At 48.0% G+C, this 13820-nt stretch carries 25 protein-coding genes; all 25 read right to left on the reverse strand.

From position 1 onward, the window contains the following. Nucleotides 1–6 precede the first annotated feature (6 nt). The 25 genes from map to tuf all read right to left on the reverse strand — a co-directional run bounded on the left by map (nucleotide 7) and on the right by tuf (nucleotide 13724). Nucleotides 7–759 (reverse strand): type I methionyl aminopeptidase, encoded by a 753-nt coding sequence (map, locus tag NYE48_RS24870; RefSeq protein WP_339322469.1) that lies wholly within the window; start codon nucleotides 757–759, stop codon nucleotides 7–9. A 5-nt stretch (nucleotides 760–764) separates the two neighbouring features. Continuing rightward, nucleotides 765–1409, reverse strand: coding sequence for an adenylate kinase (locus tag NYE48_RS24875; RefSeq protein WP_341000286.1), 645 nt, complete (start codon nucleotides 1407–1409; stop codon nucleotides 765–767). A gap of 89 nt (nucleotides 1410–1498) precedes the next feature. Then, nucleotides 1499–2797, reverse strand: a complete 1299-nt coding sequence (gene secY, locus NYE48_RS24880) for a preprotein translocase subunit SecY (protein WP_339322471.1) — start codon at nucleotides 2795–2797, stop codon at nucleotides 1499–1501. Beyond that, nucleotides 2797–3237 carry a 50S ribosomal protein L15 gene (rplO, locus tag NYE48_RS24885; protein WP_036712615.1) on the reverse strand — a complete coding sequence of 147 codons (441 nt, stop codon included), beginning with the start codon at nucleotides 3235–3237 and terminating at the stop codon, nucleotides 2797–2799. The genes secY and rplO overlap by 1 nt, the downstream gene beginning before the upstream one ends. Nucleotides 3238–3284: 47 nt before the next feature. Beyond that, nucleotides 3285–3470, reverse strand: a complete 186-nt coding sequence (gene rpmD / locus NYE48_RS24890) for a 50S ribosomal protein L30 (RefSeq protein WP_036712612.1) — start codon at nucleotides 3468–3470, stop codon at nucleotides 3285–3287. A gap of 12 nt (nucleotides 3471–3482) precedes the next feature. Further along, on the reverse strand, nucleotides 3483–3980 hold the full coding sequence (gene rpsE / locus NYE48_RS24895; protein WP_036712609.1) for a 30S ribosomal protein S5: 498 nt from the start codon (nucleotides 3978–3980) through the stop codon (nucleotides 3483–3485). A gap of 26 nt (nucleotides 3981–4006) precedes the next feature. Next, nucleotides 4007–4375 (reverse strand): 50S ribosomal protein L18, encoded by a 369-nt coding sequence (gene rplR, locus NYE48_RS24900; protein WP_160045386.1) that lies wholly within the window; start codon nucleotides 4373–4375, stop codon nucleotides 4007–4009. Nucleotides 4376–4456: 81 nt separating this feature from the next. After that, nucleotides 4457–4999, reverse strand: a complete 543-nt coding sequence (gene rplF / locus NYE48_RS24905) for a 50S ribosomal protein L6 (RefSeq protein ID WP_339322472.1) — start codon at nucleotides 4997–4999, stop codon at nucleotides 4457–4459. 30 nt (nucleotides 5000–5029) lie between these two features. Further along, a complete protein-coding gene (rpsH, locus tag NYE48_RS24910; RefSeq protein WP_160045384.1) occupies nucleotides 5030–5428 on the reverse strand; it encodes a 30S ribosomal protein S8 in 399 nt (132 codons plus the stop codon). A 32-nt stretch (nucleotides 5429–5460) separates the two neighbouring features. After that, the gene (locus tag NYE48_RS24915; protein ID WP_013312154.1) at nucleotides 5461–5646 is read right to left on the reverse strand and encodes a type Z 30S ribosomal protein S14; all 186 of its coding nucleotides are present in this window, start codon (nucleotides 5644–5646) and stop codon (nucleotides 5461–5463) included. A 47-nt stretch (nucleotides 5647–5693) separates the two neighbouring features. Beyond that, nucleotides 5694–6236, reverse strand: coding sequence for a 50S ribosomal protein L5 (gene rplE / locus NYE48_RS24920; RefSeq protein ID WP_036712597.1), 543 nt, complete (start codon nucleotides 6234–6236; stop codon nucleotides 5694–5696). 31 nt (nucleotides 6237–6267) lie between these two features. Next, a complete protein-coding gene (rplX, locus tag NYE48_RS24925) occupies nucleotides 6268–6621 on the reverse strand; it encodes a 50S ribosomal protein L24 (protein ID WP_341000287.1) in 354 nt (117 codons plus the stop codon). 81 nt (nucleotides 6622–6702) lie between these two features. Continuing rightward, a complete protein-coding gene (gene rplN / locus NYE48_RS24930) occupies nucleotides 6703–7071 on the reverse strand; it encodes a 50S ribosomal protein L14 (protein WP_160045381.1) in 369 nt (122 codons plus the stop codon). 38 nt (nucleotides 7072–7109) lie between these two features. After that, nucleotides 7110–7376 (reverse strand): 30S ribosomal protein S17, encoded by a 267-nt coding sequence (rpsQ, locus tag NYE48_RS24935; protein ID WP_025336666.1) that lies wholly within the window; start codon nucleotides 7374–7376, stop codon nucleotides 7110–7112. Nucleotides 7377–7419: 43 nt separating this feature from the next. Next, a complete protein-coding gene (gene rpmC / locus NYE48_RS24940; RefSeq protein ID WP_036712586.1) occupies nucleotides 7420–7617 on the reverse strand; it encodes a 50S ribosomal protein L29 in 198 nt (65 codons plus the stop codon). After that, nucleotides 7607–8041 carry a 50S ribosomal protein L16 gene (gene rplP / locus NYE48_RS24945; protein ID WP_194234539.1) on the reverse strand — a complete coding sequence of 145 codons (435 nt, stop codon included), beginning with the start codon at nucleotides 8039–8041 and terminating at the stop codon, nucleotides 7607–7609. The genes rpmC and rplP overlap by 11 nt, the downstream gene beginning before the upstream one ends. A gap of 2 nt (nucleotides 8042–8043) precedes the next feature. Continuing rightward, a complete protein-coding gene (gene rpsC / locus NYE48_RS24950; protein WP_339322474.1) occupies nucleotides 8044–8709 on the reverse strand; it encodes a 30S ribosomal protein S3 in 666 nt (221 codons plus the stop codon). Nucleotides 8710–8722: 13 nt separating this feature from the next. After that, nucleotides 8723–9055 carry a 50S ribosomal protein L22 gene (rplV, locus tag NYE48_RS24955; protein WP_212952123.1) on the reverse strand — a complete coding sequence of 111 codons (333 nt, stop codon included), beginning with the start codon at nucleotides 9053–9055 and terminating at the stop codon, nucleotides 8723–8725. A 35-nt stretch (nucleotides 9056–9090) separates the two neighbouring features. Beyond that, nucleotides 9091–9369 (reverse strand): 30S ribosomal protein S19, encoded by a 279-nt coding sequence (gene rpsS / locus NYE48_RS24960; RefSeq protein WP_036712573.1) that lies wholly within the window; start codon nucleotides 9367–9369, stop codon nucleotides 9091–9093. A gap of 69 nt (nucleotides 9370–9438) precedes the next feature. Next, on the reverse strand, nucleotides 9439–10269 hold the full coding sequence (gene rplB / locus NYE48_RS24965) for a 50S ribosomal protein L2 (RefSeq protein WP_339322475.1): 831 nt from the start codon (nucleotides 10267–10269) through the stop codon (nucleotides 9439–9441). A 12-nt stretch (nucleotides 10270–10281) separates the two neighbouring features. Then, nucleotides 10282–10575, reverse strand: coding sequence for a 50S ribosomal protein L23 (gene rplW, locus NYE48_RS24970; RefSeq protein ID WP_339322476.1), 294 nt, complete (start codon nucleotides 10573–10575; stop codon nucleotides 10282–10284). Beyond that, nucleotides 10575–11198: a 50S ribosomal protein L4 gene (rplD, locus tag NYE48_RS24975; RefSeq protein WP_341000288.1), complete on the reverse strand. Its 624-nt coding sequence runs from the start codon at nucleotides 11196–11198 to the stop codon at nucleotides 10575–10577. The genes rplW and rplD overlap by 1 nt, the downstream gene beginning before the upstream one ends. A gap of 26 nt (nucleotides 11199–11224) precedes the next feature. Then, on the reverse strand, nucleotides 11225–11848 hold the full coding sequence (rplC, locus tag NYE48_RS24980) for a 50S ribosomal protein L3 (RefSeq protein WP_341000289.1): 624 nt from the start codon (nucleotides 11846–11848) through the stop codon (nucleotides 11225–11227). Nucleotides 11849–11887: 39 nt separating this feature from the next. Further along, nucleotides 11888–12196 (reverse strand): 30S ribosomal protein S10, encoded by a 309-nt coding sequence (gene rpsJ, locus NYE48_RS24985; RefSeq protein ID WP_005544556.1) that lies wholly within the window; start codon nucleotides 12194–12196, stop codon nucleotides 11888–11890. 337 nt (nucleotides 12197–12533) lie between these two features. After that, entirely contained in the window at nucleotides 12534–13724 is a 1191-nt protein-coding gene (gene tuf / locus NYE48_RS24990) for an elongation factor Tu (RefSeq protein ID WP_339322479.1), read from the reverse strand. Nucleotides 13725–13820 lie beyond the last annotated feature (96 nt).

Raw genomic sequence — 13820 nt, forward strand, 5'->3', positions numbered from 1 at the left:
CATCACCTACATATCGAGTTTTGTGAGAATTTCATGGCCTTCGGCTGTAACGGCAACCGTATGCTCAAAATGGGCACACAAGGAACCGTCGACCGTAACGACCGTCCAGTTGTCTTCAAGCGTTTTGACATAACGGGATCCGGCATTCACCATCGGTTCAATCGCCAGCACCATGCCGGGTTTGAGCCGCGGGCCCCGATCCGGAACGCCAAAGTTCGGAATTTGCGGTTCTTCATGCAGTTCTGCCCCAACTCCGTGTCCGACATACTCGCGAACAACCGAGAAGCCGGCGTCTTCGATGACGCGCTGGATGGCATGTGAGATCGTGAACAGGCGCACATCTGGTTTGACAAGCTCCAAGCCTGCATACAAGGATGCTTCGGTAACGTCCAGCAATCGCTGGGCTTCTTCCGAGATCTTGCCTACAGGATAGGTCCAAGCGGAGTCTCCATGGTAACCACGGTACTGCGCACCGATGTCTAGCGTAACAATGTCGCCTTCGTTTAATTTGCGTTTGCCGGGAAATCCGTGTACCAACTGATCATTGACTGAAGCGCAAATGCTGGCAGGAAAACCATTGTAGCCCTTAAAAGACGGCAGTGCTTTTTGACTGCGAATGTAGTGGTCAGCGATAGCGTCCAGTTCCCCGGTCGTGATGCCCGGTTCGATATGCTTTGCCATAAGACGGTGCGTTTCCGCCACAATTCGCCCTGCTTCCCGCATAAAGCCGAGTTCCGTTTCGGACTTACAAATGATCATTACGACTAACCTCGCAGCACCGACACGATCTCTTTCGATACCGTATCGATTTCTTGATCACCATCGATCTGACGCAAAAGACCTTTGTTCTCATAAAATGCAAGGAGTGGTGCTGTTTTGTTGATATATTCGTCCAGACGGGTACCGACGCTCTCTTCGTTGTCATCCGAGCGCTGATACAGCTCGCCTCCGCATTTATCACAAACACCTTCCTGTTTAGGCGGGTTGAAGATCACATGGTACGTGGCGCCGCAGCTTTTGCAAATCCGCCGCCCCGTCAAGCGGGCGAGCAGTTTGTCGCGGTCCACTTTCAGGTTGATGACATGATCCAGCTTGGTGTTCAGTCTGCTAAGGATATCATCCAGCGCTTCCGCTTGCGAAAGAGTTCTTGGAAAACCATCCAATAAAAAACCTTTTTCGCAATCGGACTGCTGCAGACGTTCCTCCACGATGCCGATCGTGACATCATCCGGTACCAAAAGCCCTTGATCCATGTATTCTTTGGCTTTGATCCCAATGGGAGTTCCCTGTTTAATCGCCAGACGAAATGCATCGCCGGTGGAAATGTGGGGAATGCCGAATTCATTGACAATGACTTCTGCCTGCGTTCCTTTCCCTGCCCCAGGAGGGCCCATGAATAGTATGTTCACGTTTCTCTCTCCCTCCGACTTGCCTCTTTACAAGAAACAACGCAATAAGTTGCCGGGAAGCTTTGGAATCACTTCACCGGAACCTATCACTATTTATTGATAAAACCTTTATAGTGGCGTTTGATCAACTGACTTTCGATGGTCTTCATCGTATCGAGCGCAACCCCGACGACGATCAGCAGTGAAGTGCCTCCGATTTTGACCGAACTAGGCAAGCCAGCCAGCGTACCCAAGCCGATCGGCAGCAAGGAAATAACAGCCAGGAAGATGGCGCCTGTCATGGTTAGACGGGACATGACCCGGGTCAGATATTTCTCGGTAGCTTTACCAGGGCGGATGCCCGGAATATAGCCGCCGTTTTTCTTCATGTTGTCTGCCATCTGGTTCGGGTTCATCTGCACGAAGGTGTAGAAGAACGTGAAACCGATAATCATCAGGACATACAGTACCATACCAAGAGGGTAATCATATCTCAAGTTTGTTTGGATCCATTGGGCCCAAGCATACGTGTTAAAGAATCCCGCGATAATGGTAGGGAACTGCAGCAGGGATACGGCGAAGATGACCGGAATGACGCCTGCCGCATTGATTTTCAGCGGAATATGCGTATTCTGTCCACCGTACATCTTGTTGCCAACCACACGTTTGGCATATTGGACAGGAATTTTACGAATCGCCTGTTGGATGTAGATGACACCCACAATAACCGCCACAATAACAATCAGGACGATCAGAGATTTCAGCGTATTCATAAAGGCCTGACCTTCTTGAATGAAACTGGACTGAGCCGTTGTACGGATATATGTCGGAATGTTGGCGATAATCCCGGAGAAGATCAAGATGGAAATACCGTTGCCGATTCCCTTTTCCGTAATCTGCTCGCCGAGCCACATCAAGAACGCGGTACCTGCGGTCAACACGATCGCAATCACCAAGTAGTCCGCGAACGTGGCGTTGGGAATCATCTGCGTACCGTACAAACGGTTAAAACCGACGGACATCGCAAATGCCTGGATGAGACCCAACACGATCGTACCATATCGAGTCAATTGCGCCGATTTCTTTTTCCCGTGCTCGCCTTGTTTTGCCCACTCGGCCAGCTTCGGAATAACGTCCATCGAAAGCAATTGCACGATAATGGACGCGGTAATATACGGCACGATCCCGAGGGCAAAAATAGAGAACTGATGGAGCGCGCCCCCTGAGAACGTGTTTAAGAGACCAAACAATTCTGAACCTTGTTGATTCGTCTGTTCCAGGACATCTTTATTGACGCCAGGAACAGGAACGAATGAGCCAATACGGTAAATGATCAGCACGAACAAGGTAAACAAAATTCTTTTACGAAGGTCCTCAACCCGCCATATATTCTTCAGGGTCTTAAACATTAGATCACCTCGGTTTTACCGCCGGCAGCCTCGATCTTCTCTACCGCAGATTGAGAGAACTTATTTGCTTTTACAGTCAACTTCACGGTCACTTCACCGTTGCCAAGAATTTTGATGCCGCTTTTCGTGTTTTTCACTACGCCGCTCTCCACCAAAATTTCAGGAGTAACTTCTGTGCCCTCTGCAAAGCTGTTCAGTTCCTCGATGTTAACAATCGCATACTCTTTCCGGGTAGGATTTACAAAACCACGTTTTGGCAAACGACGATACAGCGGGTTTTGGCCACCCTCGAATCCAGGACGTACACCGCCGCCGGAACGAGCGTTTTGACCTTTATGACCGCGACCGGATGTTTTGCCCGTACCGCTACTTGTACCGCGACCTACACGCTTGCGGTCTTTACGGGAACCCGCAGCTGAAGTAAGTTCATGTAACTTCATCGTTCGTTGCACCTCCTTAATATTTGTAAGTTAATTCAACGCTGGAATTAACCTTCAATTTCTTTAACGGATACCAGATGGCTCACTTTGTTGATCATACCGCGAATCGCGGGATTGTCGTTGTGGACCACGCTGGAGTTAAGTTTACGCAAGCCGAGAGTTTTCACGGTAGTACGCTGAGTTTCAGGACGACCGATCACACTGCGGACGAGGGTAATTTGAAGTTTAGCCATGACATTCCCTCCTTAACCGAGCAGCTCTTCGACAGATTTGCCACGAAGTTTGGCAACCTCTTCAACGCGTTTCAGACGGGACAAGCCCTCCAGAGTCGCGTTGACCATGTTCATGGAGTTCGAAGAACCCAAAGATTTTGTCAAGATGTCACCTACACCAGCCAGCTCGAGTACTGCGCGAACAGGACCGCCGGCGATTACTCCAGTACCTTCGGAAGCTGGTTTCAACAGAACGCGTCCAGCGCCAAAGTGACCAGTAACCAGGTGAGGAATGGTTGTTCCTACGATCGGAACGTGGATCAAGTTTTTCTTCGCATCTTCGATGCCTTTGCGGATCGCGTCAGGTACTTCACCGGCTTTACCGATACCTGCACCGACCCAGCCTTTGCCGTCGCCGACAACAACCAGTGCGCTGAAGCTGAAACGGCGTCCGCCTTTTACAACTTTAGCTACGCGGTTAATATTTACAACTCTTTCAGTCAGTTCTAAAGTGTTCGGATCTACACGCAAGTCGTTAACCTCCTTTTTAGAAATTCTTAGAATTCCAAGCCTGCTTCGCGTGCTGCTTCAGCCAGGGCTTGAATCCGTCCATGATACAGATATCCTCCACGGTCGAATACAACCGCTGTGTGTCCTTTTTCCTTCGCGCGTTTTGCTACCAGTTCGCCTACTTGACGAGCTGCTTCCACGCTGCCGCCGTTTTTCACGGAACCGCTCAGTTCTTTGTCAACCGTAGATGCGGATACCAGGGTTACGCCTGCTACGTCATCGATCAGTTGAGCATAGATATGTTTAGAAGAACGGAATACGTTCAAACGCGGACGAGCTGCAGTACCTTGGATTTTCTTGCGTACACGCAAATGACGTTTGACACGTGCCTTGTTCTTATCCTGTTTTGTAATCATGACTTCCTTTTCACTCCTTTCAGTTTGCCATTACAGCTTCACTAAGACGCACAAGGCAAAAGACCGGTAAGCTTAGAAAGCTTATTTCTTCTTACCAGCTTTACCTTCCTTACGGATAATGCGTTCGCCTTCGTACTTAATCCCTTTGCCTTTGTACGGTTCAGGTTCGCGAACGGAACGAATTTTAGCGGCGTATGCACCTACGCGCTCTTTATCGATACCGCGAACGATGATTTTCGTATTTGCAGGCACTTCGAATTCAATACCCGGTTCTGGAGTGATTTCAACCGGATGAGAGTAACCAACGTTCAGGACGATCTTGTCTCCGGACTTGTTTGCACGATATCCGACCCCAACGAGTTCGAGAGATTTCGAGAATCCTTCGGTTACGCCGCTCACCATGTTGCTGACAACGCTGCGGGTCGTGCCGTGAAGGGAACGATGCAATTTGTTGTCGGATGGGCGTTCAACGATGATTTCGTTGTTCTCAACCGTTACTTTCATATCCTTGTGAAGTTCACGAGTCAAAGATCCTTTCGGTCCTTTAACCGTGATTGTAGTATTGTTCAGTGTGACATCCACACCGCTAGGTACTGCGATTGGTTTGCGACCAATACGGGACATTTGTTGCACCTCCTTGTTCTGTGACGTGTATTACCAAACGTAGCAGACAACTTCTCCGCCAGCTTTGGATTGACGAGCTTCTTTGTCGGTCATAATCCCCTTCGAAGTGGAGATAATCGCAATTCCGAGACCGCCGAGTACACGAGGGATTTCGTTGCTCTTCGTGTAAACGCGCAGACCTGGTTTACTGATTCTCTTCAAGCCGGAGATAACGCGTTCGTTGTTAGGACCGTATTTCAGGAAAACACGGATAATCCCTTGTTTGTTATCTTCGATATATTCTGCATCACGGATGAAACCTTCACGCTTCAGGATTTCAGCGATTTGTTTTTTCATCGTCGAAGCAGGCATCTCAACTGTTTCGTGACGCACAGTGTTCGCGTTACGAATACGAGTAAGCATATCTGCAATTGGATCAGACATAGTCATGTGTGTAAACCTCCTTCCCGATTATAAACTTCTTACCAGCTTGCTTTTTTCACGCCAGGGATCTGGCCTTTATAAGCTAATTCACGGAAACAAATTCTGCAAATTTTGAACTTTTGCAGTACCGAATGTGGACGACCACAACGTTCGCAACGCGTGTAAGCACGTACTTTGAACTTAGGCGTACGTTGTTGTTTTACTTTCATCGAAGTTTTTGCCACTTAGCCTGACACCTCCTAAAAATTTTCGGAGAAATGGATTCGCGATCTTACTTCGCGAAAGGCATTCCCAATTGAGCGAGCAGCTCGCGGGACTCTTCGTCAGTTTTAGCCGTCGTTACGATAACGATATCCATACCGCGGACTTTATCCACTTTATCGTACTCGATCTCAGGGAAGATCAGTTGCTCCTTGAGGCCAAGCGTATAGTTTCCGCGTCCGTCGAATGCTTTCGTGGACACGCCGTGGAAGTCACGCACGCGTGGAAGAGTGATGTTGAACAATTTGTCCAAGAAGTAATACATGCGCTCACCGCGCAGCGTTACTTTCACACCGATCGGCATATTCTCACGCAATTTGAATCCTGCGATGGATTTTTTAGCACGAGTGATTACCGGTTTTTGACCAGCGATCAGCTGCATGTCGTTAACTGCGGAATCAAGCACTTTCGAGTTGGATACGGCATCACCCACACCCATGTTGATGACAACCTTCTCGATTTTAGGTACTTGCATAACAGTAGAATAGTTGAACTTCTGCATCAAAGCAGGAGTAACTTCATTCAAAAAACGTTCTTTCAATCTTGCTGCCATGAATCATAAACCTCCTTTCTTTAGCTCTCGATTAGTCGATAACTTCTCCGGATCTTTTCGCTACGCGAACTTTCTTACCGTTATCGAGCACTTTATAACCAATGCGGGTTACTTTGCCGCTCTTCGGATCGATATGCATCACGTTGGATACATGGATTGGCGATTCCTGTTCGATGATTCCGCCTTGCGGATTCATTTGGTTAGGCTTTTGGTGTTTTTTCACCATGTTCACGCCTTCCACCAGTACGCGGTTTTCACGAGGATAAGCTGCAATGACGCGGCCTTTTTTGCCTTTGTCTTTACCGCTGATCACCATAACCGTGTCGTCCTTTTTAACGTGGAGCTTGTTGTTGTAGGATTCCAGAACCTTTTTCACTTTTGGCATTCGTTACACCTCCTGCGGGCTTGCCCATGGCAAGTAACTTGGAACGATTTATTCAATCGGTTATCCGATTCAATTGAAGACTTAGATAACTTCCGGTGCCAAGGAAACGATTTTCATGAAGTCTTTATCACGAAGTTCGCGTGCCACTGGTCCGAAAATACGAGTTCCGCGCGGGCTCTTGTCTTCTTTAACAACAACCGCTGCGTTTTCGTCAAATGCGATGTAAGATCCGTCCTTACGACGTACGGAACGTTTCGTACGAACGACAACAGCCTTGACTACGTCACCCTTTTTGACAACGCCGCCTGGTGTTGCTTGTTTTACGGAACAAACGATCAAATCGCCAATCGCTGCAGTACGACGTCCTGTTCCTCCCAATACGCGGATACACATCAGTTCCTTCGCACCGGAATTGTCAGCTACTTGCAGACGTGTAAATGGTTGAATCATTGAAATTTCCTCCTTTCGGAAAAACTGTCGCTATATCTTTAGATGATAACCGCTTTTTCAACGACTTCTACCAGTCTCCAGCGCTTATCTTTGGAGAGTGGACGAGTTTCCATGATTTTAACGGTATCTCCGATTTGTGCAGTGTTGTTCTCATCATGCGCTTTAAATTTTTTGGTGTATTTAATGCGTTTGTGATAGAGATCATGCTTCTTGTAAGTTTCAACAGCTACGACAATGGTTTTATCCATTTTATCGCTGACAACTTTACCGATTTGCACTTTACGAGCATTGCGTTCTTCGCTCATCGTTAGCCTCCTTCCTGAATACAGGCAATAATGACTGCATCAATTAACTAATCCCAAGTTCTCTTTCACGGATGACGGTTTTAGCACGAGCTATTTCCCTGCGCACATCACGGATCCGAGTCGGGTTATCAAGCTGTCCGGTAGCCAATTGAAAACGGAGGTTAAAGAGTTCTTCTTTAAAGCCCGCAATCTTTTGCTCAATTTCTGCAGTGGTCAAGTTACGCAGATCATTAGCTTTCATTTGCTTCACCACCCAATTCTTCACGTTTCACAAACTTCGTTTTGATCGGCAGCTTGTGAGCGGCGAGACGCATCGCTTCGCGAGCAACTTCCTCTGGCACGCCTCCAAGTTCAAACATAATCTTGCCTGGTTTGACAACTGCGACCCATTTTTCAACGTTACCTTTACCGCTACCCATACGAACCTCAAGAGGTTTTTGAGTGATCGGCTTATCTGGGAAAATTTTAATCCAAACTTTACCGCCGCGGCGGATGTAACGAGTCATCGCGATACGCGCTGCTTCGATTTGGCGGTTCGTGATCCAAGTTGGCTCCAGAGCCTGCAGACCGAATTCGCCGAAGTTGAGCTCAGTGCCGCCTTTTGCCATACCCTTCATGTGACCGCGTTGCTGCTTGCGGTGTTTTACACGTTTTGGTACCAACATGATTAGTTGCCTCCTTCCTGAGCTACTTGTTTCTTAGCCGTAGGAAGAACCTCTCCACGATAGATCCATACTTTCACGCCAAGACGGCCGTAAGTCGTATGTGCTTCAGCTGTACCGTAGTCGATGTCAGCACGAAGCGTATGAAGTGGAACAGTTCCTTCACTGTAGCCTTCCGTACGAGCGATTTCAGCGCCGCCAAGACGTCCGCTGACTTGAGTTTTGATACCTTTAGCGCCTGCACGCATCGTTCTTTGGATTGCTTGTTTCAATGCACGACGGAAAGAAACGCGGCGTTCCAATTGTTGTGCAATGCTTTCTGCAACCAAGATCGCGTCCATGTCCGCTTGTTTGATTTCAGAAATGTTGATGTGAACTTTTTTACCGCCTGCAATTTTCGTTACTTGGTTCCGCAGTACTTCGACTTCAGAACCACCTTTACCGATAACCATGCCTGGTTTCGCAGTGTGGATCGTTACGTTCACACGGTTAGCCGCTCTTTCGATTTCGATGCGAGATACGGCAGAGTCTTTCAATTTATTTTTAAGGTATTCACGAATTTTAACGTCTTCCAGCAAAAGATTTCCGAAATCTTTGCCTGCATACCATTTCGATTCCCAATCACGGATAATACCGATCCGGAGTCCGACTGGATTTACCTTTTGGCCCACACGTTATCCCTCCTTATTTTTCAGATACCACCAAAGTAATGTGGCTGGTGCGTTTGTTGATTCGGCTCGCACGACCCATGGCACGTGGACGGAATCTCTTCATGGTCGGCCCTTGGTTTACGTAAACCTGGCTCACAACCAAATTGTTAATATCCATCGAGTAGTTATGCTCAGCATTGGCGATCGCCGAGTTCAGCAGCTTCTCTACGACCAGGGAAGCCGATTTCGGAGTGTGGCGAAGAATGGCGATGGCCTCACCAACTTGCTTACCGCGGATCAAGTCAACCACGAGCTTGACTTTACGAGGAGCAATCCGGATCGATCTGGCATGTGCTTTTGCTTCCATTTGTTTTACCTCCTCTCAAACAAAGAGCTTCAGTTTTATCTTCTTGTTTTCTTGTCATCGTCCGTATGACCTTTGTAAGTACGCGTTGGCGCGAACTCGCCCAACTTGTGACCTACCATGTCTTCCGTTACGTATACAGGAACGTGCTTGCGTCCATCATATACACCGAACGTGTGACCGATAAATTGCGGGAAAATCGTAGAGCGGCGGGACCAAGTTTTGATAACGGCTTTCTTGTTCGATTCGTTCATCGCTTCTACTTTTTTCAGCAGGTACCCATCAACGAAAGGTCCTTTTTTCAAACTGCGACTCATCTATAAAATCCTCCCTTCGTCCAATCTCTCGTTACTTTCGGCACTTCACAAAGTTATGCACAGCGTGCATTATTTTGTGCGGCGGCGAACGATATACTTGTCAGAAGCTTTTCCTTTTTTACGCGTTTTGTAACCAAGGGTTGGTTTGCCCCATGGAGACATAGGCGATTTGCGTCCGATTGGAGCGCGGCCTTCACCACCACCGTGAGGGTGATCGTTAGGGTTCATGACGACACCGCGAACTTCAGGACGTTGTCCGAGCCAGCGGCTGCGGCCTGCTTTACCGATTTTGATCAATTCATGATCTTCGTTGCCTACGGAACCGATCGTCGCGCGGCAAACTTTCAGGAGCTTGCGAACTTCGCCGGAAGACAAACGTACGGATACGTACTTCTCTTCTTTACCGAGAAGCTGAGCTTCGGTACCGGCAGCGCGAACCAATTGTCCGCCTTTGCCAGGCTTCAGTTCGATGTTGTGGATAACGGTACCTACCGGAATGTTTTCCAGCGGAAGCGCGTTACCGATTTTGATGTCGGCGTTAGGGCCGGATTCGATCTTGTCTCCGACTTTCAGACCTTTTGGAGCGATGATGTAACGTTTCTCTCCGTCTGCATAGTGGATCAGAGCGATATTGGAAGTACGGTTCGGGTCATACTCGATTGTAGCAACGGTACCTGGTATGCCGTCTTTCGTACGTTTGAAATCGATGATACGGTATTTACGTTTATGTCCGCCGCCGTGGTGACGAACTGTAATTTTACCTTGGTTGTTGCGGCCGGCTTTTTTGCTGAGCGGCGCAAGCAACGATTTCTCCGGCTGGTTTGTCGTGATCTCTTCAAACGTAGAGACGGACATGTTACGTCTGGCCGGGGAAGTCGGTTTATACTTTTTAATAGGCACGTTTACTCCTCCTTACTCTACAGATTCAAAAAACTCAAGCGGTTTGCTGTCTTGGCTCAGCGTTACGATGGCTTTTTTCCACTCGGTCGTATAACCGTTGTAGCGGCCATAACGTTTCGGCTTCGCTGGGACGCGCATCGTATTAACGTTAGTCACTTTCACTTTGAAAATAGACTCAACGGCTTGTTTGATCTCGGTTTTGTTGGCACGAATGTCAACCTCAAAAGCGTATTTCATGTCGCTCATGTATTCGGCCGTACGTTCCGTAATCACCGGACGTTTGATAATATCACGAGGGTCTTTCATTACGCGAGCACCTCCTCTACCTTCTGAACTGCTTCTTTCGTAATGATCAGCTTGTCGTACAGAAGTACGTCAAGAACATTAATGCCGTCTGCCGCTACGAATTTCACGCCAGGAATATTACGTGCGGAAAGAGCCACATTATCATCATAGCTAGGAGCCACGATCAGGGCTTTGCGTTCCACTTTCAGGTTGTTCAAAATGGCTGCGAATTCCTTGGTTTTAGGAGCGTTCAACGCAAGTGCATCCAGAACGATGATGTTGTTGTCGATCACTTTGGAAGACAACGCGGATTTGATCGCCAAACGACGAACTTTCTTAGGAAGCTTGAACGTGTAGCTGCGTGGCGTTGGGCCAAACACAGTACCGCCGCCTTTCCATTGTGGTGCACGGATCGAACCTTGACGAGCACGGCCTGTGCCTTTTTGTTTCCAAGGCTTACGTCCGCCGCCGCGTACTTCAGAACGACCTTTCACTTTATGCGTACCGCGACGCAAAGATGCTCTTTGCAGCAATACGGCTTGGTTCATGACATGAACGTTCGGCGTAATACCGAATACCGCATCGTTCAGTTCCAATTCTTCTACTTGGCTTCCGCTAACGTTAAACACGGATACTTTTGGCATTTATTGTTCCTCCTTTCCTTAGGTGATTATTTCTTCACCGTTTCACTAATTTTCACGAAGCTGTTTTTAGGGCCTGGGATGGCGCCTTTGATCAGCAGCACGTTGCGTTCTGCGTCAACTTTAACAACCTCAAGCTTTTGAACCGTTACGGTCACATGACCCATCTGTCCTGGAAGGTGTTTGCCTTTAGGAACGCGGTTTGCTTGGATGGAACCCATGGAACCTGGTCCGCGATGGTAACGGGAACCGTGAGCCATTGGTCCGCGGCTTTGTCCCCAACGTTTGATAACGCCTTGGAAACCTTTACCTTTGGACGTGCCGGTTACGTCAACATACTCGCCTTCCGCAAAAATGTCAGCTTTCAGCTCTTGGCCAACCTCGTATGCTCCGAGGTCAACACCGCGGATTTCGCGAACGTAGCGCTTAGGTGCAGTGTTAGCCTTTTTGGCATGTCCTGCTTCCGGTTTATTGGCACTTTTCTCTTTTTTATCGGAGAAACCGATTTGGATCGCTTCGTATCCATCGTTCTCGATATCTTTCTTTTGCAGAACAACGCAAGGACCTGCTTCCACTACAGTTACAGGAATTACATTACCTTCAGCGGTAAATACTTGAGTCATTCCGAGTTTTTTTCCTAAGATACCTTTCATGTTGACACCTCTTTTCCCTTCTTGATTCCTTGACGGAAATTACAATTTGATTTCGATATCTACACCGGACGGCAGGTCCAAGCGCATAAGAGCATCCACAGTTTGTGGAGTTGGGTTCACAATGTCGATCAGACGCTTATGAGTGCGCATTTCGAATTGCTCCCGAGAATCCTTATACTTGTGTACCGCACGGAGAATGGTAATGATTTGTTTTTCAGTTGGAAGCGGAATCGGTCCGGATACACCAGCACCAGAACGTTTCGCAGTTTCAACGATTTTCTCAGCGGATTGATCAAGAATTCTGTGATCGTAAGCTTTCAAACGAATACGAATTTTTTGCTTTGCCATTTTAGTCCCTCCTTCTATCGCCCAATTTGGTATCGGACATACTCCGTGAAAATTTTCTGACATCCTGCTCCATGGCAAAGGGGCCGGGTGTGTCAGTAACCTCTCACATCATCGCAACGTCTCAGAACAACATTCACTATTATATAGAAAGATTGGGCGTAATGCAAGCTTTAATAAGAAAAAAAGCAAAAGGCACTTCCCGGAAAAAGAAGTACCTTTTGCATTCCTTGCGTTTACGTCACAACGTTACTCGTTCCAGCACAATGTTGCATATAATATATCGTTCAGACTCCGGAATTTGAAGCTTCGTTACCGAAGCTGCTTCATTCCAAAATCATTACTTGATGATGCTAGCTACCGCACCTGCACCAACTGTACGTCCGCCTTCGCGAATGGAGAACTTCGTTCCTTCTTCGATCGCGATTGGGGAGATCAGTTGTACAGTTACAGTGATGTTGTCGCCAGGCATAACCATTTCAGTTCCTTCTGGCAGGTTGATGATACCTGTTACGTCAGTTGTACGGAAGTAGAACTGAGGACGGTATCCAGTGAAGAAAGGCTTATGACGTCCGCCTTCTTCTTTAGTCAGTACGTAAACTTGAGCAGTAAACTCAGTGTGTGGGTTTACGGAAGCTGGTTTAGCAAGTACTTGACCGCGTTCGATTTCTTTACGGTCTACACCGCGAAGAAGAGCACCGATGTTGTCGCCGGCTTGAGCGGAGTCAAGCAATTTGCGGAACATTTCAACGCCGGTAACGACGGATTTTTTAGTTTCTTCAGCAATACCGACGATTTCAACTTCGTCGCCGACTTTAACTGTTCCACGCTCTACGCGGCCAGTAGCAACGGTACCGCGGCCAGTGATGGAGAATACGTCTTCGACTGGCATAAGGAAAGGTTTGTCAGTGTCGCGTTCTGGAGTTGGGATGTACTCGTCGATGATGTTGAACATTTCAACGATTTTTTCAGCCCACTCGCCGTCTGGGTTTTGCAGAGCTTCACGAGCGGAACCGCGGATGATTGGAGTGTCGTCGCCTGGGAATTCATATTCGCTCAGGAGATCGCGCACTTCCATTTCAACCAGTTCAAGCAGTTCGTCGTCTTCAACCATGTCGCATTTGTTCAGGAATACGACGATGTAAGGAACGCCTACCTGACGGGACAACAGGATGTGTTCGCGAGTTTGCGGCATTGGGCCGTCAGCTGCGGATACAACCAGGATTGCGCCGTCCATTTGAGCTGCGCCAGTGATCATGTTTTTAACGTAGTCGGCGTGTCCTGGGCAGTCAACGTGTGCATAGTGACGAGCAGGAGTTTCGTATTCTACGTGTGCAGTAGAGATCGTGATACCGCGTTCGCGCTCTTCTGGAGCTTTGTCGATTTGGTCGAATGCTACGGCAGCGCCACCGTATTTTTTGGACAATACAGTTGTGATTGCTGCAGTCAAAGTAGTTTTACCATGGTCGACGTGACCAATCGTGCCAATGTTAACGTGCGGTTTAGTACGTTCAAATTTAGCCTTTGCCATTTTGAACAATTCCTCCTTAAATGGAATAAATGTTGTATGTTTATGCCGGCCGGCATTTATGCAGGGTTTCTTGGATGTTAATGTTCCGGCCAGTCT

The organism is Paenibacillus sp. FSL M7-1455 (assembly GCF_038004655.1).
In the GTDB taxonomy this organism is placed as follows: domain Bacteria; phylum Bacillota; class Bacilli; order Paenibacillales; family Paenibacillaceae; genus Paenibacillus_AQ; species Paenibacillus_AQ cookii.

Coding starts and splice junctions, on each gene's coding strand:
- map (WP_339322469.1), bottom strand. CDS start 759: ATGATCATTTGTAAGTCCGAAACGGAACTCGGCTTTATGCGGGAAGCA.
- secY (WP_339322471.1), bottom strand. CDS start 2,797: ATGTTTAAGACCCTGAAGAATATATGGCGGGTTGAGGACCTTCGTAAA.
- rplO (WP_036712615.1), bottom strand. CDS start 3,237: ATGAAGTTACATGAACTTACTTCAGCTGCGGGTTCCCGTAAAGACCGC.
- rpmD (WP_036712612.1), bottom strand. CDS start 3,470: ATGGCTAAACTTCAAATTACCCTCGTCCGCAGTGTGATCGGTCGTCCT.
- rplR (WP_160045386.1), bottom strand. CDS start 4,375: ATGATTACAAAACAGGATAAGAACAAGGCACGTGTCAAACGTCATTTG.
- rplF (WP_339322472.1), bottom strand. CDS start 4,999: ATGTCCCGTATTGGTCGCAAACCAATCGCAGTACCTAGCGGTGTGGAT.
- rpsH (WP_160045384.1), bottom strand. CDS start 5,428: ATGACTATGTCTGATCCAATTGCAGATATGCTTACTCGTATTCGTAAC.
- rplE (WP_036712597.1), bottom strand. CDS start 6,236: ATGGCAGCAAGATTGAAAGAACGTTTTTTGAATGAAGTTACTCCTGCT.
- rplX (WP_341000287.1), bottom strand. CDS start 6,621: ATGCCAAAAGTGAAAAAGGTTCTGGAATCCTACAACAACAAGCTCCAC.
- rplN (WP_160045381.1), bottom strand. CDS start 7,071: ATGATTCAACCATTTACACGTCTGCAAGTAGCTGACAATTCCGGTGCG.
- rpsQ (WP_025336666.1), bottom strand. CDS start 7,376: ATGAGCGAAGAACGCAATGCTCGTAAAGTGCAAATCGGTAAAGTTGTC.
- rpmC (WP_036712586.1), bottom strand. CDS start 7,617: ATGAAAGCTAATGATCTGCGTAACTTGACCACTGCAGAAATTGAGCAA.
- rplP (WP_194234539.1), bottom strand. CDS start 8,041: ATGTTGGTACCAAAACGTGTAAAACACCGCAAGCAGCAACGCGGTCAC.
- rplV (WP_212952123.1), bottom strand. CDS start 9,055: ATGGAAGCAAAAGCACATGCCAGATCGATCCGGATTGCTCCTCGTAAA.
- rpsS (WP_036712573.1), bottom strand. CDS start 9,369: ATGAGTCGCAGTTTGAAAAAAGGACCTTTCGTTGATGGGTACCTGCTG.
- rplW (WP_339322476.1), bottom strand. CDS start 10,575: ATGAAAGACCCTCGTGATATTATCAAACGTCCGGTGATTACGGAACGT.
- rplD (WP_341000288.1), bottom strand. CDS start 11,198: ATGCCAAAAGTATCCGTGTTTAACGTTAGCGGAAGCCAAGTAGAAGAA.
- rplC (WP_341000289.1), bottom strand. CDS start 11,848: ATGAAAGGTATCTTAGGAAAAAAACTCGGAATGACTCAAGTATTTACC.
- rpsJ (WP_005544556.1), bottom strand. CDS start 12,196: ATGGCAAAGCAAAAAATTCGTATTCGTTTGAAAGCTTACGATCACAGA.
- tuf (WP_339322479.1), bottom strand. CDS start 13,724: ATGGCAAAGGCTAAATTTGAACGTACTAAACCGCACGTTAACATTGGC.